The sequence below is a fragment of the Limnohabitans sp. Rim11 genome, from assembly GCF_001269365.1.
Lineage (GTDB): Bacteria > Pseudomonadota > Gammaproteobacteria > Burkholderiales > Burkholderiaceae_C > Limnohabitans_A.
The window spans coordinates 370,316-388,738 of record NZ_CXOM01000001.1 but is presented as its reverse complement, the minus strand read 5'-3'; the positions used below and the strand labels follow the sequence as shown (position 1 = coordinate 388,738).

Sequence of the window (18,423 nt, the reverse complement as noted above, 5' to 3'; positions counted from 1 at the left end):
ACGCTTACTTCTTCTTTTTCAAACCTGGGTCATATCGCTTGATCCAGTTGAAAAACTCGTGGTACCAAATCACGTTGTTGGCAGGTTTCAAAATCCAATGGTTCTCATCGGGGTACCACAATAAGCGTGCATCCACACCTTTGGCCTTGAGGGTGTTGTAGTAAGCCAAGCCTTGGGCATCGGGCACTCGGTAGTCTTTGGCGCCATGAATGACCAACGTGGGCGTCTTCATGGTGGCGGCATACGCATGCGGGCTTTGTGAGTGCACCTTCTGCACATCGTTCCAGTACCAAGCGCCTAGCTCTTGTGCGTGCCAACCATAGGCATCGTCCGAGAACATGCCCACCCAATCAAAACATCCGGCATGGCACACATAGGCTTGATATCGACCCGGCTTCACGTGGGCATTCATCCATGCCACCATGTAACCGCCGTAGCTGCCGCCTGTGGCAAAGACACGGCCTTTGTCGATCCACGTTTTCTTGCGCAGCCAATCGGTACAGGCTTCCATGTCTTGAAGCTCCAGGTCACCCCATTTGTGAGTGATCGAGTCTAAAAACTTCAAGCCAAAGCCGGAAGAGCCATGGTAGTTGACGTTGGCCACCACATAGCCCTGCGCCGCAAACACGTGGTAGTTCCAACGCCAGTGCCACACATCACCAGGACCTGTATGAGGGCCACCGTGAATGGTGTGCAACAAGGGGTATTTTTGTGTGGATTTGAAGCCCGGTGGAAAGTGCAGCCAAACTTGCACGTCATCGCCCTGCCCGCCTTTGAACCAATGTTCTTCCGTTTTTCCCAGCGCAATGCCGTCGAGCAAATCGTCGTTGAAATGCTCGAGACGTTTGGCGTCCTGAGACAGGGCTTGCCCTGATTCATCCAACTTCAAAACATGAATGCGACCTGGATGAATGGCCCGGTCCATGAGGGTGACCAACTGACCCGCCGCTTCATCAAACGCATGAATGGTGCCGCCTTCGGAGACCACTGTGGGCTTGGCAGATGCAATGTCAAAACGCCAGACGTGTTGACGACCGCGGTCTTCTGCTTTGCACAACAAAGCGCTGGCATCTTCTGCCCACTTCAAAGGCACTTGAGGTTCACGGTCCCACTTGGCACTGATGGTTTTCCAAGCGGCAGATTTTTCCCCTGCTGTTGATTTGCGCTTCAAATCGACCAAGGCCAAATGGCTAGGTTGGGTGTGCTTGAGTGCTTGATGCGAAGCCAAAAAGGCCAACTGATCGCCCGTGGGGCTATAGGCAGGACCCGCCAAATCCCAGCCCTTGTCTTTGACCAAATCACGAATGGCCTGAACCTTCAAACCCTTCAATTGAATTTCAGCCAAGGCCATGCGCGGCGCGGCTTTTTGGCCTCTGTCAGGGTCGTGCACAAAACAAATGCTTTTGCCATCGGGCGAGATGTCAAATTCGTTGGCGCTCGGCTCGCGTCGTGGCAACTCAAAGTCTGTGCCTTCCAGTAAGTCCACCACACGGCCATTGGCCAAATCCATCACGCACAAGTGTGGCACGCGGTCCATGGGCAAGTTGTGATCCCAATGACGGTACACGGCGTCTTCAGTGGCAAAGGCCGTATCTTTGCGTGCCTTGTCTTTTTTCAACTGTTCGGCCTGTGATGACGCACCTTTTAGTTTGGGCCAGACCCAAGTGATGAATGCAATCTTTTGACCATCAGGAAACCATTTGAAATCTTCCACGCCGGTGGCTACTTCACCGGCCCGCTTGGCTTCGCCACCATCGGGTGGGATCAAATAAATTTGAGATGTTTCGTCTTTCTTGCCATTTTGTTCGCGCTTGGCCATAAAGGCCACCCAGTCACCGTTGGGTGAGAACTGAGGGCGGCCATCTTTGTCGCCACATTGCGTGAGCTGACGCGGTTGACCACCTAAGGTTGACAGCAGCCAAATGGCGCTCTGAATGCTATTTTCTTTAACAGAGGGTTGGGCCACGGCACACACCGCTTGAGAACCATCTGGGCTGATGCTGGGGGCACCCACACGTTGCAGTTGCCAGAGGAGCTCTACGGTGAGTTGCTTGGCAGAAGTTCGTGAGCTAGATTTGGTTTGAGACGTCGCCATGGTTTTCCAGTCCTTAGTGAAATCAAACGAAAAAAGGGTTTACAAGAAACCTTGTAAACCCTTCATATTTTTGGGGTGGCTGATGGGGCTCGAACCCACGACAACAGGAATCACAATCCTGGACTCTACCAACTGAGCTACAGCCACCGTAGAAGCGAAATTATAGCCGAAAGATTTGCGGCCAAATGCACATCAAGCTGGTGTTTTGGCCTTCTCGGAAGCGGGCTTGGTCACCAAAATCTCGGTCTTTAACAGCGCTTTCAGCTCTGCCAAGTAAGCCAATGTTTCGGCCGATCCCCACAGCTGTGTAAATTGCTGTTGCGCCTGCTTCATCAAGTCTTTGTTGTCTTCAGGTGGTAAGACCTTGGTGACTCGAATGACGGCATAGCCCTGAGCACCCAAATCGACACCGCTCACAGCGGGCAGTTTGTTAGGGTCTGCACGCAACACCGCATCCACCACTTGCGGCAATTGTTTTTGATTCTTCTCGCGAGACAACACGACGGCATTGGGCAAACCATCTGCGCTGGTCTTTAAGCTTGCGACTTTTTGCTCGCCTTGCGCCTTGGCCATTTCTGCGGCTTTGTCTTGCATCAAACTGCGTTTGACCAAGTCTTTCACATCCGCCAATGGCAATGTGGCAGCAGGCTGATGTTTGACAACACGTGCAGACACCAAGGTGCTGGGCGCCACTTCAACCGCTTCTGTGTTGCGTTGCTTTTGCAAAGAGGCTTCACTGAAAAGCGCCTGCAACAAACCGGGATGGCTCAACAGGTTTTTACCTTGAGCATTGGGCGCTTCTGCATTGCGCAGAACTTTGCTGGCCTTTTGAACGTTGAGCTTGAGTTTCTCAGCCACCGGTTTCAGGCTGTCTGATTGTTCGTAGACCGTGTTGGAAAATGTTTCCGCCATCTCTGCGTATTTGCGCTGCGCTTGTTGTTTCTTCAAGTCGGCTTCGAGTGCAGGACGCATGGACTCAAAGCTTTGCGCCTTGGGTGCCTTGATGTCAGTCAATTGAATGATGTGATAACCAAACTCTGATTCAACCAGATCGCTAATTTCAGACTTTTTAAGGCCGAAAGCGGCATCTTCAAAAGGCTTGACCATGGCGCCACGACCAAAGAAATCCAGGTCGCCTCCCTTTACGGCAGAGCCTGGGTCTTGTGAATTTTTGCGTGCAACTTCTGCAAAGCTGGCGGGCTTGGCTTTGACTGCCTTTAGCAATTCCTCGGCCTTGGCGCGGGCTGCTTTTTTCTCGGCTTCTGGCGCATCTTTGGCGGCCGTAATCAAAATATGGCTGGCTCGTCGCTCTTCTTTGCTAGACAAGCGCTGCAGATTTTGTTCGTAGTAAGTCTTTAAGTCTTGCTCGTTCAAGACAATGCTTTGACGCAAGCTTTCGATATCTAGCACCACGTATTCAATGTCTGCAGATTCTGCAGATTGAAACTTGGCGGTGTTCTTGTCGTAATAAGCTTGAATATCGGCATCATTGACGTTCACTTTGCTAAGAAAGTCGGACGCTGGGAAATTGACAATTTGCACTTCACGTCGCTGCATGAAGGCATTCATGGCGGTTTGCGTTTGGGCCAATGTGGCAAAGGCTGAGCTTTGCACACCTTGAATCACTTGGCGATTGGAAATGTCGGAGCGCATTTGCATTTCAAACATTTCGGGCGTCATACCTTGCGATGCAACCAATTGCTTGTAACGCTCCATGTCCAGTTTGCCGTCTGCCGAACGCAGGGCTGCAATGGCTGGAATAGATTGCAGTTCACGCGCCAAGCGGGTGTCGCTGGCCACCAATTGCAGCTTTTGCGCAGCTGCTGCCACCACTTGATCACGCACCAAACGCTCTAATGTGGCGTATTTGGCTTCGGGTGTGTCAAACATCTTGACATCAATGTTGGGCATGGAGGAACGAATGCGATCGACTTCGCGCTTGTGCGCTGCATCCCACTCGCCTTGGCTGATTTTGTTGCCATTGACCTTGGCCACTGCAGCGCCTTGGTCGTTGAAACGGCTGTAGCCCTCAAGACCAAACATCACAAAGGACGGAATGATGAGCAAGAACAACAAGCCCATCATGATCTTGGTGTTGTTGCGGACAAAATCAAACATGTGAGAACTCTCGGTAAGGTTGCGCGGTCAAAGTCTTGAAAACACAAAAGGCGAACAATTTGTTCGCCTTTGCTTAGGGGTGGTGGGTGATGACGGGCTCGAACCGCCGACCTACGCCTTGTAAGGGCGCCGCTCTACCAACTGAGCTAATCACCCCCTTCATCAAAGATTAGTTCAAGGCGTCTTTGAGAGCCTTGCCTGGACGGAACTTAGGCACCTTGGCAGATTTGATCTTGATGGCAGCGCCAGTACGTGGGTTGCGACCCGTGCGAGCAGCACGCTTGGTGACGGCGAAAGTACCGAAACCGACCAGAGCAACAGTGCCGCCCTTTTTCAATGTGGTGCGAACGGCGCCAATGGTGGCTTCCAAAGCGCGGCCAGCAGCAGCCTTAGAGATGTCTGCTTGTTTAGCAATGTGCTCGATCAATTCTGTCTTGTTCATACAAAGAGCCTTAGAAAAAAATAGAGCACTCGAAAGTCGAGTACTCAATATTGAGAAAAAAATTTGGTTGAAGTTGTTTTAAAACTTCTAAGACAACGCATTGTCTCCGCAATGAATTTGTCGACTTCAATTTAACCAGACTAACAGCGCCTGTCAAATGATTTTGCGTCTAGAAACCGCAGTGCGGAACGAATTCTAGACGCAAACTGAATGCAGACAAGGTCTTGACTTAAAAAAATTTTAATTTATAGAAACAAGTCTGCCAAAGTTCTCATAAAGCCGCTGCAATGGCTTTGCCAACATCTTGCGTATTAGCAGAACCCCCTATATCGGCAGTGCGTGGCGCACCGCTGTTGGGCGCTAAAACTTTTTCAATGGCGTTCAGCACAGCATCGTGTGCTGGTTTGCAACCTAAAAATTCCAGCATCATGGCGCCACACCAAATTTGGCCAATCGGGTTGGCCATATTTTTTCCTGCAATGTCTGGTGCCGAACCATGTACGGGCTCAAACAGGGAGGGGTATTTTTTGTCGGGGTTGAGGTTGGCACTGGGTGCAATGCCAATGGTGCCTGTACATGCAGGCCCCAAATCACTCAAGATGTCGCCAAACAAATTGCTAGCGACCACCACATCAAAAAAATCTGGACGCTGGACAAAGTGCGCCGTCAAAATATCAATGTGAAATTTGTCGACGTTGATGCCAGGATAGTTCTTGGCCATTTCAACCACGCGCTCATCCCAGTAAGGCATGGTGATGGCAATGCCATTGGACTTGGTGGCACTGGTTAAATGTTTTTTGGGACGCGACTGCGCCAACTCAAAAGCAAACTTCAAAACACGGTCTACACCAATGCGTGACATGACGGTTTCTTGCATGACAATTTCGCGCTCGGTGCCAGGAAACATCCGGCCACCAATGCTGGAGTATTCACCCTCGGTGTTTTCGCGCACGATGTACATGTCAATTTCGCCGGGCTGACGAGGACTGCCATCGCGGCGCACCACCGGCGCAATGATGCCGGGCATGAGGCGGGCTGGACGCAAGTTGATGTACTGATCAAACTCTCTGCGAAACATCAGCAAAGAACCCCATAACGACACATGGTCAGGAATTTTGTCTGGCCAACCAACGGCACCAAAGTAAATGGCATCGTGTCCGCCAATTTGGTCTTTCCAGTTGTCGGGCAACATCTGGCCGTGCTTTTCGTAGTAATCCCAGCTTGAAAAATCGAAATGATCAAAATGCAAATCGAGATTGAACTTGCTGGCAGCGGCTTCCATGACGCGCAAACCCTCAGGCATCACTTCTTTGCCAATGCCATCGCCAGCGATCACTGCAATTCGTTTTTTAGACATGGTGTTCAATCTCCTAGGTGGGTTCTTTGATTTTAGGTGTGCGGACAACCAAGCTAACACCCAGCGCTGTGAGCGCGATGCCTAACAAGGTTACAAGGGTAATGGGTTCATCAAACAAAAACCAGGCCATCAAGGCTGTGCAAGGCGGCACCAAATACATGAGGCTGGTGACCGATGCTGCAGCGCCCTTTTGAATCAGGATGTAAAGCAATGAACTACCGCCCAATGTCAGGCCCAGTACAGACCAAGCCATGGCGCCCCAAAGCTCTGCATTCCATTGAATGGCTTCGGTTTCTAACAAGGCCAGTGGCGCGGTCACAATCAGTGCAGCCATCAGTTGAACCGTGTTGGCACTGCGAACATCACAAGGTTTGACAAATCGCTTTTGGTACAAGGTGCCTAAAGTAATTGCAAACAAAGCCATCAAGGCAAAACACACATTCACAAGGGTGACATGGTCTAGGGCACTGCCTTGGGTGAGTTTGCGCCACACCACCAACAGCAAGCCGCAAAAGCCCAAGATCAAACCCATCCATTGGCGTTGGCTGACTTTATTTTCTGAAGTTGCGCCATGCGTCGACAGCCAGATGGCCGTCAGCACTGGCTGAAAACCTACGATAAGGGCTGACAAACCCGAACCCATACCCGCTTTGACAGCCGCCCATACGCCGCCCAAATACCCAGCATGCATCAAGATGCCTGTGACGCCCAGATGCAAATATTCCTGTCGCGTTTGTGGCCATTTGACTTTGGCAACATAAATCCAAATAGAAAAACAAAAAATGGAAAAGGCATAACGCATGCCCAAGAAAGAAAAAGGTGGCGCGTGCGGCATGCCATAGCGCGCAACAATGAAGCCGGTACTCCAGATCAGCACAAAGACGGCCGGCATGGCGCGCACCCAATTGCTGGAGGATTCAGAGGAATTCATAAATCAAGGTGGGCCGTTGCCAACTGAACTGCGGAATTCACTTCACGCGAGCACGTATTTCTGGCAAAGCTTTTTGCATGTAATAAATCATAGACCAAATGGTCAAGATAGAAGCTGCCCAGATCAGCACCGTGCCCCAATTGTGGGTATCGATCAGACCAAAGAGTTGCCCGTTGTAGAGCAAGAATGGAATGGCCACCATCTGGACGCTTGTCTTGAGTTTGCCAACAAAGTGAACCGCCACACTTTTGCTGGCGCCAATTTGCGCCATCCATTCGCGCAGTGCCGAAATAGCAATTTCGCGGCCAATGATGATCAAAGCCACCATGACAGGCACTCGGTGCAAATGCACCAAGACCAACAAAGAAGCGCAGACCAAAAACTTGTCGGCAACGGGGTCTAAAAATGCCCCAAAGGAGGAAGTCTGATTGAGCTTGCGGGCCAAATACCCGTCTAGCCAATCGGTGATGGCAAACACCACAAACATGGTGGTGGCCCAAAAGTTTTGCGACTCTACGGGCCAATCAGAATAGAACACGCCCACAATGAAAGGGATCGCGACAATGCGCGTCCAGGTCATGATGGTGGGGATGGTGAAAAACATGTGGGTGATTGTGGCATGGCTTGGCAACATTTAGCTGACGCCAAAGTTCAAATCCCTAGGCTGCTTAGTGGAGCGCCTGATAGATAATTTCCGCCAATTCCTTCGAAATGCCGTCAACAGTCATCAAATCTGACACGCTGGCGTCTTCGACACCCCTTACGCCGCCAAATCGCTGCAACAACTTAGCCCGCTTTCTGGGCCCAATACCGGCAATCTCTTCCAAGCGACCGCCCCCTACCCTGACCTTGGCTCTTTGAGCGCGCATGCCAGTAATAGCAAATCGATGCGCCTCATCTCGAACTTGCGCCACCAACATCAAGGCCGCAGAGTCTTTGCCCAGATAGACTTTTTCGCGGCCATCGGCAAAGACCAACTCTTCCAGGCCAACCTTGCGGCCTTCGCCCTTTTCAACACCCACAATCAAGGCCAGGTCTAGTCCTAAAGTTTCAAAGACGTCCTTGGCCATCGAGACTTGTCCTTTGCCGCCATCAATCAAGACCAGATCGGGCATGCGCAACTTGGGATCAGCCTCACCCGACTGCAAGGCCTCGGCCACTTTGCCGTAGCGACGCATCAAGACCTGCCGCATGGCTGCGTAATCGTCGCCCGGCGTGATGCCTTCTATTTTGTAGCGACGGTATTCGCTGTTTTGCATTTTGTGGTTTTGAAAAACCACACACGAGGCCTGAGTGGCCTCCCCCGAGGTGTGTGAAATGTCAAAACATTCCATGCGCAAAGCATCAATGTCATCGGGGGCCAAATCGAGGGCCTCCACCAAGGCTCTGGTTCTGGCTTGCTGTGAACCCTCTTCGGCCAACAATCTGGCAAGTTGAATGGCCGCGTTTTTCTCAGCCATTTCTAACCAAGACCGCCGTTGCTCTCGTGGGTTGTGAACCGCAGAAACTTTGACGCCAGACTGCGAGGTAATGGCGTCAATGACCTTGCCATTGATTTTTTCGCTGGTAATGAGGACAGCCGGCACGGGGATATTCAGGTAGTGCTGGGCAATGAAAGCCTCCAAAACCTTCACCTCCAAACTTTGGACCACTGTTTCTGAGTCGTCTTCCAGAGCCATGCTGCCAATGGCGTGACCATCTTCCACATGCGACGGAAAATAAGGCCGATCGCCCAAGTGTCGCCCCCCGCGCACCATGGCCAAATTGACACAGGCTCTGCCGCCCTGCACTTTGACCGCCAAGATGTCGACGTCTGTCTCGGTCACATTGTCAACCGACTGCTGATGCAACACGCGCGATAAAGCCGTCATTTGATTGCGAACTTCGGCCGCTAATTCAAACTCAAGCTTGTCCGAGTGCGCCATCATGCGCGCCTCCATGGCCTTCAAAACCGCTTGCGTTTCGCCTCTTAAAAACGCCTCTGCCTGAGCCACATCTTGCGCATATTGATCGACTGAAACCATACCCACACAAGGCCCCGAACAGCGCTTGATTTGGTACAACAAACAAGGGCGTGTTCGGTTGGCAAAAACTGTGTCTTCGCAGGTTCTAAGCCGGAACACTTTTTGTAAAAGTTGAATGGTTTCTTTGACGGCCCATGCACTGGGATAAGGCCCAAAGTACCGGTGCCTTTTTTCAACGCCACCGCGGTAGTAAGCAATTCGCGAATAGTCGTCCGGCTTGACGCCCTCTTTGTCAGCGGCTTTGAGGGCGCTGCCATAAGATTTAGATGCGCCTGTGCCAGACACTTTGAGGTAAGGATAACTTTTGTCGTCTCTGAACAAAATATTGAACTTAGGGCTCAATGTTTTGATCAAGTTATTTTCCAGCAACAAGGCTTCTGCCTCAGACCTCACCACGGTGGTCTGCATGCGCCGAATTTTGCTAACCATGTGGCCAATGCGCGTACCGCCGTGGTCTTTTTGGAAATAACTGCTGACGCGGTTTTTTAAATTTCGGGCCTTGCCCACATACAAGACCTGATCTTCGGCATCGAAATACCGATACACCCCAGGCAAACTCGGGAGTGCGGCCACTTCGGCCAACAAAGATTCTGGATGAACGCTAGACATGGGCGCTATTGTGTCTCGAAGCGCGCGACAATATCACGCATGCTTTGGGACATTTTTTGCCGCGTTATCGACAACCATGGAGATTTGGGGGTCTGTTGGCGCCTGAGCGCCAATTTGGCGGCCAAGGGGCACCGCATTCGCTTGTGGGTGGACGATGCCAGCGCACTGGCTTGGATGGCGCCACAGGCAAATCTCAATGCGCAAGGCTGGGCAAAACTGTCTATCAGCCTTGGCGAGGTCGAAGTAAGACCTTGGAATGCCGCCTTAAACAAGACTTCAGAACCCTCCGATGTTTGGGTGGAGGCCTTTGGCTGTGAATTACCTGAGCACTTTGTGCAATGGGCATATGTTGCTTCTAGCCACTTCCCTCATCAGAAATCGCCCGTTTGGATCAACCTGGAATATTTGAGTGCTGAGTCTTATGTAGAACGCAGCCATCGCCTGCCCTCCCCCGTCATGAGTGGCCCGTTGAAGGGACGAACCAAGTGGTTTTTCTATCCAGGCTTTACCGAAAAAACGGGGGGTCTGCTCAGGGAATCCTTTGTTGATGAGGCCAATGCTGTCCAAGAACAGTCTTCTGGACAATTCATGGCCCTCACGCCAGCTTACCCAAGCAAGACCAGCCTTTTTTGCTACGAGCCAGCGGCCTTAACAGAAGCGCTGCAGTTGTCTTCGCTCAATGCCTCGGGCCATGTGTGGCAAGTGGCACATGGTCGCGGTGCACTGGCCTTTGACAAAGCGCTCCACGATTTGCCTTCGAAGCTAGCCCAGCCCAGATTTGAAAAAATCGCCCCTTTGCCGCAACCTGGCTACGACGAGCTGCTTCAGTCGTGCGATTTGAACTTTGTCAGAGGCGAAGATTCCCTGGTCAGGGCTTTGTGGACCGGCCAAGCCTTGGTTTGGCACATTTACCCCCAGGACGATGGGGCGCATGCCGTCAAACTGAATGCTTTTTTAGACTGGTTAGAAGCCCCTCCCAGCCTGCGCCAATTTCACCTCCGTTGGAACGGCTTGTCTGAGCTGCCCCTGCCTGAAATCGACCTGATAGCCTGGCGGTCTTGCATCCAAGCGGCCCGCCGGCGATTGATGAAACAGTCAGATTTGGTGACCCAGTTGCTTCAATTTGTGGCAGAAAAGGGCTAAAATCGTGAGCTTTGGGAAAACATTGGACACGATATGAAAGTAGCTCAGGAAATTCGCGTTGGCAACGTCATCATGCAAGGCAAAGATCCCATGATCGTTTTGCGCACCGAATACAGCCGCGGCGGACGCGGTGCAGCCACCGTTCGCATGAAGCTCAAGGCCCTGCTCAGCAACATGGGCACCGAGTCTGTGTTCAAAGCCGACGACAAAATGGACCAAGTCATCTTGGACCAAAAAGAGTGCACATATTCTTACTTTGCCGACCCCATGTACGTGTTCATGGACGACGAGTTCAATCAATACGAAGTTGAGTCTGGCAACATGGGCGACGCCATGAACTACCTCGAAGACGGCATGTCTGTTGAAGTGGTGTTCTACGACGGCAAGGCTATCTCTGTTGAGCTGCCCACCAGCGTTGAGCGCGAAATTACTTGGACTGAGCCCGCCGTCAAAGGCGACACTTCTGGCAAAGTACTCAAGCCCGCCAAAATTGCGACTGGCTTCGAAGTGCCTGTGCCCTTGTTCGTCAATCAAGGCGACAAGATTGAAATCGACACACGCACTGGCGAATATCGCAAGCGCGTCTAAGTTCAAGAGACTTGCGTCACTTGCTATCAAGACCTCTTCGGAGGTCTTTTTTTTATTTAAAAATTGTTTGTCATGGTTCACAATGAACCCATGCAATCAAACACTGACCTTCACGCATCCAAGCACGCGGCCGACGCCTATCGATTGGCCTTCAATGACCCTGAATTTTTGAACCGACCCGAAACGCGGGGCGTTCGATTTCAGCTGGAACTACTCAAACCTGAATTGGTGCAAGCTGAGGCAGGTATTGACAACACCATCGTGGTTTTTGGAAGCGCCCGCTTCAATGAGGACAACAACTACTACCAAGCCGCTCGACAATTTGCACGCTTGGTGTCAAAGGCGTGCCTAAGTAAGCCCAAACCAGAACGCCTGACCATTTGCACCGGAGGTGGTCCTGGCATCATGGAAGCGGCCAACCGCGGCGCGATGGAAGCAGGTGCACCCTCTGTGGCTTTGAACATTTCATTGCCACACGAACAAAAACCCAACCCCTACGTCACGCCAGAATTGTGTTTTCAGTTTCATTACTTTGCCCTGCGCAAAATGCATTTCGCCATGCGTGCCAAGGCGCTAATTGCTTTCCCGGGCGGCTTTGGCACTTTAGACGAACTGTTTGAAATGTTGACCCTGGTGCAAACGCGCAAGGTCAAACCAACGCCCGTCTTGCTGTACGGTTCTGACTATTGGAAACGTCTGATTGATTTTGATTGGATGGTCGACTCAGGCACCATCTCTAAAAACGATCTAGCGTGTTTTCAATACGTTGATTCACCAGAAGAAGCTTGGGCAGAAATTCAAAAGTTGCTGACTTGTCAAACAACTGACAAAGCCTAGTGCAATTTTTTAGGACGAAGACGCCAAGCCATCGGTGACCCACTGGCCACACCAGCGCCCACCACCCAAAAAACGGCCGACACGCCAGCCACAGCACCCGCAGCGCCAAAGATCAGTGGCATGACCACGCTAGAGGCATTGACCGCCATAAACCGAAGGCCCAAGGCCTCGCCTTGTCTGTGCGCAGGTGTAATTTGATGCAAGGTGCTCATGATCATGGGTTGCACAACGCCCAGCACCAAACCCAAACAAACAGAACAAACACCCATGGTCAAGGGCGACTCAAAAAATGGATAGGTGCCAAAAATAAGGGCGGCCAAAATCATGGCCCCTGCTAGCAGCCTGTACTCTTGCAGTCGGCGTGCAATCCAGGGCAAGATGACACGAATGAGCGCAGAAGCCACTGCAAAAGAACCCAAGATGGTGCCCACCACTGAAGCACTAAAGCCCCGCTCGTGCCCTAACACTGGCACCACAAAGGTGTGAACATCCCAGCAAGAAGAGAGCAACCAATTGACCAGCAACAAGCGGCGCATGAGAGGCTCTTTGAGCAAATCCCATACACGCGTATTGGCTTGTTCAGGATGAACAGGCGCCCTTTCTTGCTCTTGGATATTTCGAATCCAGTACCAAGCCACTAAAGGCATGATGGCCAACATGACAAAGGCAGCTCTAAAGCCTGCTGCGTCTGCTGGCACGGCACCCGCGTGGTCAATTAACAGACCGGCAAAGAAAGGGCCAACGAAGTTAGAGACTGAGGGACCAATGGCTAACCAACTGAAAGATTCTTTAAGCTGATTGGCATCCGATGACATTCGGCCGACATGGCGCTGAAAGGCAATCACGCCAAAACCGGCGGCACCGCCAGTTGCCAGCGCAGCAAAACACAAGACGGAGAAAACTGGCAACAGAACAGCCGCTAACGCCCCCACCACAGCAATGGCCACACTGATTTGAACCGGCTTTCGAAGACCATGCCGATCGGTAAACCGCCCTGCAGGAATGGCCATGAACACTTGCGTGATGGAGAACAACGCGAGCAACACACCGACTGCCATGGCGCTGTAGCCTTGTTGCAGAGCCAACAAAGGTGTCGCCAAGCGCATGCCCGTCATGGCGGCATGCAAAAAAATCTGACTGGTAATGATCTGCGCCAGTTCCCGCTTCACTGCGCCTCGCCGTCGCTTTCTTCGGCCTCATTGGGCAAGAGGCCAGGCACCTGACCTTCAGGCAAGGCCTCGACCTGGCGCAAGGCGCGGTGCATCACATTGCTGCGCGTTTGCGCTTTGTCCAGGGTGTTCAAGACCGATTGAGTTTGTTCTTTGACTCTGGCCAGAACATCACCAAACTTGCCAAACTCTGTTTTGACCGCACCCAATACTTGCCAGACTTCACTGGAGCGCTTTTCCAAAGCCAGCGTTCTAAAGCCCATTTGCAAAGAGTTGAGCATGGCCATGAGCGTGGTGGGCCCTGCCAGTGTCACCCTGAAATCGCGCTGCAAAGATTCAATCAGGCCTGGGCGACGCAATACCTCGGCATACAAACCTTCTGTTGGCAAAAACAGAATGGCGAAGTCAGTGGTGTAAGGCGGCTCTACGTATTTTTCTGTGATCGACTTTGCCTCTAAGCGAACACGTGCCTCCAATGCTTTGCTGCACAACTCCGCTTGGATGGCATCGGCTTTGGACTGCGCTTCAAGAAGTCGTTCGTAGTCTTCGTTGGGAAACTTGGCATCAATGGGCAACCAAACTGGCTGTCCATCTTCAGAGCGACCTGGCAATTTGATGGCAAAGTCAACGCGGTTTTTGCTGCCCGGACGCGTTGCATGCTGCGCCGCATATTGATCTGGCGCCATCACTTGCTCTAACAAGGACGCCAATTGGGCTTCGCCAAACATGCCGCGAGTTTTGACATTGGTCAGCAAGTGTTTGAGGTCGCCTACGCCTTGGGCCAAGGTGTTCATTTCGCCCAAGCCTTTGTGCACTTGCTCTAAGCGGTCGGCCACTTGTTTGAAACTCTCGCCAAGACGGGCCTGCAAAGTGGTCTGCAATTTCTCGTCCACCGTCTGACGCATTTCATCCAATTTGGCGGCGTTGTTAAGTTGCAGCTGCGCCAGTTGGGTTTCAAGAGTGCCGCGCATTTCTGTCAGGCGACGCGCATTGGTTTCTGACAACTGTTGAACTTGCAACGAGAGCGTATCGGACAAGGTTTTTTGCAACAGCGAAAGTTGTTGCGCAAACGCATCCATCTGACTGTTTTGTGTGCGAGTGGCCTCTGCACTTTGCTGCACCAAACTTTGCTGAAAGGTTCCCAGCGTTTGAATGAGTTCTTGACGCCCGCCTCTGGCAGATTCACTGATGGCGTTTCGCAACTCACGCTCGAGGCGTTCATTGGCCGCTTGCAAGCTTATCGTCAACTGCGCTATGTCATTGGCATCATTCGACTGAGATTTCAATTGCCGCGATATTAAAAACAGCGCTGCCAGAGCAACACCCAGCATTGCAAAAACAATCGATATCTGAAGCAGCGATACTTCCATCCTGCTTAAGCCTTGGCTTGGGGTTGATTAAGCGGTGTTAGCGCACTTCCCTTCGTGAGGTAAGCAATGAGGTTGTCTGCCGCCAATTGGGCCATGGCCAATCGTGTCTGGATGGTTGAGCTGGCAATGTGAGGCGTTAGGACCACATTGGGAACCTTCAGCAATTCTGGATTCAATGCTGGCTCGCCTTCAAACACATCCAAGCCTGCAGCCGCAATTTGACGCGCCGCCAAGGCCTTGGCCAATGCCGCATCGTCCACAATGCCGCCTCGCGCAATATTGACCAGCGTTGCCGTGGGCTTCATCAGACCCAACTCTTTGGCGCCAATGGTGTGATGTGACTCAGCACTGTAAGGCACAACCAACACCACATGATCGGCTGTTTTCAAGAGCTCTTCTTTTGACACGTAGCTTGCTTTGCATTCGGCTTCTAATTGGGGTGAGAGTTGTGAGCGATTGTGATAAATGACCTTCATACCAAAGCCCAATGCACCTCGACGCGCAATGCCCTGCCCTATGCGTCCCATGCCAATGATGCCCATGGTGCTGCCGTGCACTTCGGCACCTGCAAACATGTCATAGCTCCACTTGGTCCATTTGCCAGCTCGCAAAAAATGTTCGCTTTCAGTGACTCGGCGAGCTGTCGCCATAACCAGTGCAAAACCAAAATCTGCCGTAGTTTCTGTCAAGACATCGGGCGTATTGCTGGCCAAGACACCCGCAGCGGTCATAGCAGGCACATCAAAATTATTAAAGCCAACGGCCATATTGGCCACGATTTTTAATTGTGGATTGGCTTGTAACAAAGCACTGTCGATTCGCTCGCTGCCAGTAGTCAGGGCGCCCACTTTTCCTTGCAAGCGCTGAGTGAGTTCAGCAGCACTCAAGACATCATCGGCTTGATTGCTATCAACCTCAAAGTGCTGAGACAAATGCGCCAAGGTTTCTGGGAAGATGGCGCGGGCCACCAAAATTGCAGGTTTTTTCATGGGCGGAACCAAATTAAAGTCATGACAACAAACAAAGGAATCAAGATACAGAACGACCACACCATGTAGCCAAAGAAACTGGGCATCTTGATGCCACGATCTTCGGCAATGGCCTTCACCATCAGGTTGGGTGCGTTACCAATGTAGCTGTTGGCACCCATGAACACGGCACCAGCAGAAATAGCGGCCAAGGTGCTGGCCATGGTGGTCATCAAAACTTGCGCATCGCCGCCGGCTGTGTTGAAAAACACCAAGTAAGTGGGCGCGTTGTCCAAGAAAGAGCTTAGCAAGCCAGTGATCCAGAAATACATGACCACATCAGGCGTGCCATCGGGCTGAGTGACAGCAGCCACCACGGGACCAAATGGTCCGTTGACGCCAGCCTTCAACATGGCAATGACGGGAATGATGGTGAGAAAAATACCAGCAAACAATTTGGCAACTTCTTGAATTGGTCCCCAACTGAATTGGTTGTCGTCATGAACTTGCGAAGGTGTCAGCTTGAGAGACAAAAGCGTGATGGCGATCAAGCCAAGATCACGGATCACACTTTGCAGGCCCACTTCAGTACCGGCAATGTCAAACACCACAGGTGATTTCCAGAGGCCACTCATGAGCACCAAGCAAACCACAGCCCCCAGCAAAATGAAATTGACTTTGCCATCAAAACCAATTTGACGCGAGTCAGGCGTTGGATCCATGGGCAGCAATTCTTCACGCTTGTGATAGAACCAAGAGTCGAGTACAAAGAAAATCAACAACAAAGAGCCCACCAAGAAAAGCGTTTCTGGAAAGAGTGTTTTGACAGTCCAGAAAAAATCAACGCCTTTCAAGAAACCCAAGAACAGCGGCGGATCGCCCAATGGCGTCAAAGAACCGCCCGCATTGGCCACAATGAAAATAAAGAAGACAACAACGTGCGCCACATGCTTGCGATTGTCATTGGCCCGAATGAGTGGGCGAATCATCAACATGGAGGCGCCTGTGGTGCCCATGAAGCTGGCCAAGACAGCACCGATGGCCAAGATGCTGGTGTTCAGGCCTGGGCTGCCATGCAAATTGCCTCGGATAAAAATACCGCCAGAGACAGTGAACAAAGCGGTCAGCAAAATAATGAACGGAATGTATTCCGATAACAGGGCGTGAATTAAGTTGGCGCCTGCAAGACCTACACCGTACATGGCTGCAAATGGCAGCAAAAATGCCAACGACCAAGCCACAGTGACTTTGCCAAAATGATGATGCCAAAATTGAGGTGCCAACAAAGGCATTAGAGCGATAGAAAGCAAAATGCCAGCAAAGGGAACGCCCCAAAGTGGACTCAGTTCAGCACCATTGATATCGGCTGCAGACGCCACACCCGGAAACAATGACATGATTCCCAAACTAAAAAGCACAGTCAGTCGAGAAAAGTGATTCATGGGATTTTTACCTGAAGAATGATGAGTCTGATTCATTGACAAAACAAAGTGAATGCTAAGTGGCAGGCGTAATTTCAAACACTTGCGCCAGATACGCCAAGTATTTTTCATCATCGCACATGCCTTTGCCGGGCGTATCAGAAAGCTTAGCCACTGGCTGGCCGTTGCAGCGCGTCATCTTGATCACAATTTGCAAGGGCTCATAGCCTAAGTCATTGGTGAGGTTAGTACCAATACCAAACGCCAGCAAACAGCGGCCATTGAATTGCCTGAAGAGTTCAATGGTTTTGGGCACCGTGAGGCCATCACTGAAGATCAAAGTTTTGGTCAGGGGGTCAACCCGGTTGGCGCGGTAGTGCGAAATCATGCGCTCACCCCAGACAAATGGATCGCCACTGTCATGGCGCGCGCCATCGAACAACTTGCAAAAGTACATGTCAAAGTCGCGCAGGAAGGCATTGAAACCATACACATCACTGAGCGCAATACCCAAGTCTCCCCGATATTCTTTGGCCCATGATTCAAAAGCGAACACTTGACTGTCTCTGAGTCTGGGGCCGAGAGCCTGACTGGCTTGTAGATATTCATGCGCCATGGTGCCCAAAGGTGTCAGGCCCAGCATGTACGCAAAATAAACATTGCTGGTACCGGCAAATTGACCTGCTGCACCTGCGCCCAATCGGCCAATTAACACCCTCAGCAATTCTTCATGCCAGTACTTTGAAAATCTACGACGCGTTCCGTAATCGGCAATTTTGAGCGACTTTAAATCTGGAACTTGCAGCTGCTTAATTTTGGTATCAAGGCGAGAGCGCCCTTCCATCAGGTCGGGCAATCTCTGTGTATTCCTGAAGTAGACCTCGTTGACAATGGCCAAGACCGGAATTTCAAACAGGATGGTGTGCAACCATGGCCCCTGAATGACGATTTCAATTTCGCCCGTTAAGTTGGGCGTGACTTGGATGTATTTTTCGTTGAGCTTGAACAAGCCCAAGAAATCGACGAAATCGCTTTTTATAAATCGCAAAGAGCGCAAATAAGCCAGCTCATCTTCCTTGAAGTGCAAACTGCACAGCGACTTAATTTCGCTGCGAATTTCGTCCACATAGGGGGCCAAATCGACACCCGGATTTCGGCACTTAAAACGGTACTCTACTTGCGCACCCGGAAATTGATGCAGAACCACCTGCATCATGGTGAATTTGTAGAGGTCCGTGTCCAGCAAACTGGTAATGATCATGGCAAAGAATGGCCTGAGAAGTACACCCTGCAGTGTAAGTGAAGCGTGCCCTTTTTAACCATGAAAGAGCTACGGATAAACGTGATGTTT

General features: G+C 51.4%; 15 protein-coding genes and 2 tRNA genes. 3 read left to right on the top strand and 14 right to left on the bottom strand.

The window, feature by feature from the left end:
• Positions 1 to 4: 4 nt before the first annotated feature.
• The 9 genes from AMM03_RS01830 to uvrC form a co-directional block, all read right to left on the bottom strand.
• On the bottom strand, positions 5 to 2,095 hold the full coding sequence (locus AMM03_RS01830) for a S9 family peptidase (protein ID WP_090128757.1): 2,091 nt from the start codon (positions 2,093 to 2,095) through the stop codon (positions 5 to 7).
• Between the two features lie 71 nt (positions 2,096 to 2,166).
• Positions 2,167 to 2,242: transfer RNA gene (locus AMM03_RS01825), tRNA-His, on the bottom strand.
• A gap of 45 nt (positions 2,243 to 2,287) precedes the next feature.
• Positions 2,288 to 4,213, bottom strand: coding sequence for a SurA N-terminal domain-containing protein (locus AMM03_RS01820; RefSeq protein WP_090128756.1), 1,926 nt, complete (start codon positions 4,211 to 4,213; stop codon positions 2,288 to 2,290).
• Positions 4,214 to 4,293: 80 nt separating this feature from the next.
• Positions 4,294 to 4,369: transfer RNA gene (locus AMM03_RS01815), tRNA-Val, on the bottom strand.
• Between the two features lie 13 nt (positions 4,370 to 4,382).
• The gene (locus tag AMM03_RS01810; RefSeq protein ID WP_055361060.1) at positions 4,383 to 4,655 is read right to left on the bottom strand and encodes an HU family DNA-binding protein; all 273 of its coding nucleotides are present in this window, start codon (positions 4,653 to 4,655) and stop codon (positions 4,383 to 4,385) included.
• Positions 4,656 to 4,926: 271 nt separating this feature from the next.
• Positions 4,927 to 6,012: a tartrate dehydrogenase gene (locus AMM03_RS01805; RefSeq protein ID WP_090128755.1), complete on the bottom strand. Its 1,086-nt coding sequence runs from the start codon at positions 6,010 to 6,012 to the stop codon at positions 4,927 to 4,929.
• Between the two features lie 13 nt (positions 6,013 to 6,025).
• The gene (locus AMM03_RS01800; RefSeq protein ID WP_090128754.1) at positions 6,026 to 6,943 is read right to left on the bottom strand and encodes a DMT family transporter; all 918 of its coding nucleotides are present in this window, start codon (positions 6,941 to 6,943) and stop codon (positions 6,026 to 6,028) included.
• Positions 6,944 to 6,980: 37 nt separating this feature from the next.
• The gene (pgsA, locus tag AMM03_RS01795) at positions 6,981 to 7,547 is read right to left on the bottom strand and encodes a CDP-diacylglycerol--glycerol-3-phosphate 3-phosphatidyltransferase (RefSeq protein ID WP_090129284.1); all 567 of its coding nucleotides are present in this window, start codon (positions 7,545 to 7,547) and stop codon (positions 6,981 to 6,983) included.
• A 64-nt stretch (positions 7,548 to 7,611) separates the two neighbouring features.
• Positions 7,612 to 9,576: an excinuclease ABC subunit UvrC gene (gene uvrC / locus AMM03_RS01790; protein WP_090128753.1), complete on the bottom strand. Its 1,965-nt coding sequence runs from the start codon at positions 9,574 to 9,576 to the stop codon at positions 7,612 to 7,614.
• A gap of 39 nt (positions 9,577 to 9,615) precedes the next feature.
• Between uvrC and earP the strand changes: the two genes are divergently transcribed.
• The 3 genes from earP to AMM03_RS01775 all read left to right on the top strand — a co-directional run bounded on the left by earP (position 9,616) and on the right by AMM03_RS01775 (position 12,144).
• Positions 9,616 to 10,719 carry an elongation factor P maturation arginine rhamnosyltransferase EarP gene (gene earP, locus AMM03_RS01785; RefSeq protein ID WP_090128752.1) on the top strand — a complete coding sequence of 368 codons (1,104 nt, stop codon included), beginning with the start codon at positions 9,616 to 9,618 and terminating at the stop codon, positions 10,717 to 10,719.
• A 33-nt stretch (positions 10,720 to 10,752) separates the two neighbouring features.
• Complete coding sequence (efp, locus tag AMM03_RS01780; protein ID WP_090128751.1) at positions 10,753 to 11,307, top strand: elongation factor P; 555 nt, start codon at positions 10,753 to 10,755, stop codon at positions 11,305 to 11,307.
• 90 nt (positions 11,308 to 11,397) lie between these two features.
• Entirely contained in the window at positions 11,398 to 12,144 is a 747-nt protein-coding gene (locus tag AMM03_RS01775) for an LOG family protein (protein ID WP_090129283.1), read from the top strand.
• Here AMM03_RS01775 and AMM03_RS01770 read toward each other — a convergent pair.
• From AMM03_RS01770 to pncB, 5 genes are read right to left on the bottom strand one after another with little or no spacing between them, the layout of a single operon-like run.
• Entirely contained in the window at positions 12,141 to 13,313 is a 1,173-nt protein-coding gene (locus tag AMM03_RS01770) for an MFS transporter (protein ID WP_090128750.1), read from the bottom strand. The genes AMM03_RS01775 and AMM03_RS01770 overlap by 4 nt on opposite strands.
• Positions 13,310 to 14,683, bottom strand: a complete 1,374-nt coding sequence (rmuC, locus tag AMM03_RS01765) for a DNA recombination protein RmuC (RefSeq protein WP_090128749.1) — start codon at positions 14,681 to 14,683, stop codon at positions 13,310 to 13,312. Before rmuC ends, AMM03_RS01770 begins: the two co-directional genes overlap by 4 nt.
• Positions 14,684 to 14,688: 5 nt before the next feature.
• Positions 14,689 to 15,672, bottom strand: a complete 984-nt coding sequence (locus AMM03_RS01760; RefSeq protein ID WP_090128748.1) for a 2-hydroxyacid dehydrogenase — start codon at positions 15,670 to 15,672, stop codon at positions 14,689 to 14,691.
• The gene (locus tag AMM03_RS01755) at positions 15,669 to 17,093 is read right to left on the bottom strand and encodes a sodium:proton antiporter (RefSeq protein ID WP_090128747.1); all 1,425 of its coding nucleotides are present in this window, start codon (positions 17,091 to 17,093) and stop codon (positions 15,669 to 15,671) included. Before AMM03_RS01755 ends, AMM03_RS01760 begins: the two co-directional genes overlap by 4 nt.
• 55 nt (positions 17,094 to 17,148) lie before the next feature.
• Positions 17,149 to 18,333 carry a nicotinate phosphoribosyltransferase gene (gene pncB, locus AMM03_RS01750; RefSeq protein ID WP_090128746.1) on the bottom strand — a complete coding sequence of 395 codons (1,185 nt, stop codon included), beginning with the start codon at positions 18,331 to 18,333 and terminating at the stop codon, positions 17,149 to 17,151.
• Positions 18,334 to 18,423: the final 90 nt, after the last annotated feature.

Coding starts and splice junctions, on each gene's coding strand:
- AMM03_RS01830 (WP_090128757.1), bottom strand. CDS start 2,095: ATGGCGACGTCTCAAACCAAATCTAGCTCACGAACTTCTGCCAAGCAA.
- AMM03_RS01820 (WP_090128756.1), bottom strand. CDS start 4,213: ATGTTTGATTTTGTCCGCAACAACACCAAGATCATGATGGGCTTGTTG.
- AMM03_RS01810 (WP_055361060.1), bottom strand. CDS start 4,655: ATGAACAAGACAGAATTGATCGAGCACATTGCTAAACAAGCAGACATC.
- AMM03_RS01805 (WP_090128755.1), bottom strand. CDS start 6,012: ATGTCTAAAAAACGAATTGCAGTGATCGCTGGCGATGGCATTGGCAAA.
- AMM03_RS01800 (WP_090128754.1), bottom strand. CDS start 6,943: ATGAATTCCTCTGAATCCTCCAGCAATTGGGTGCGCGCCATGCCGGCC.
- pgsA (WP_090129284.1), bottom strand. CDS start 7,547: ATGTTTTTCACCATCCCCACCATCATGACCTGGACGCGCATTGTCGCG.
- uvrC (WP_090128753.1), bottom strand. CDS start 9,576: ATGTCTAGCGTTCATCCAGAATCTTTGTTGGCCGAAGTGGCCGCACTC.
- earP (WP_090128752.1), top strand. CDS start 9,616: ATGCTTTGGGACATTTTTTGCCGCGTTATCGACAACCATGGAGATTTG.
- efp (WP_090128751.1), top strand. CDS start 10,753: ATGAAAGTAGCTCAGGAAATTCGCGTTGGCAACGTCATCATGCAAGGC.
- AMM03_RS01775 (WP_090129283.1), top strand. CDS start 11,398: ATGCAATCAAACACTGACCTTCACGCATCCAAGCACGCGGCCGACGCC.
- rmuC (WP_090128749.1), bottom strand. CDS start 14,683: ATGGAAGTATCGCTGCTTCAGATATCGATTGTTTTTGCAATGCTGGGT.
- AMM03_RS01760 (WP_090128748.1), bottom strand. CDS start 15,672: ATGAAAAAACCTGCAATTTTGGTGGCCCGCGCCATCTTCCCAGAAACC.
- AMM03_RS01755 (WP_090128747.1), bottom strand. CDS start 17,093: ATGAATCACTTTTCTCGACTGACTGTGCTTTTTAGTTTGGGAATCATG.
- pncB (WP_090128746.1), bottom strand. CDS start 18,333: ATGATCATTACCAGTTTGCTGGACACGGACCTCTACAAATTCACCATG.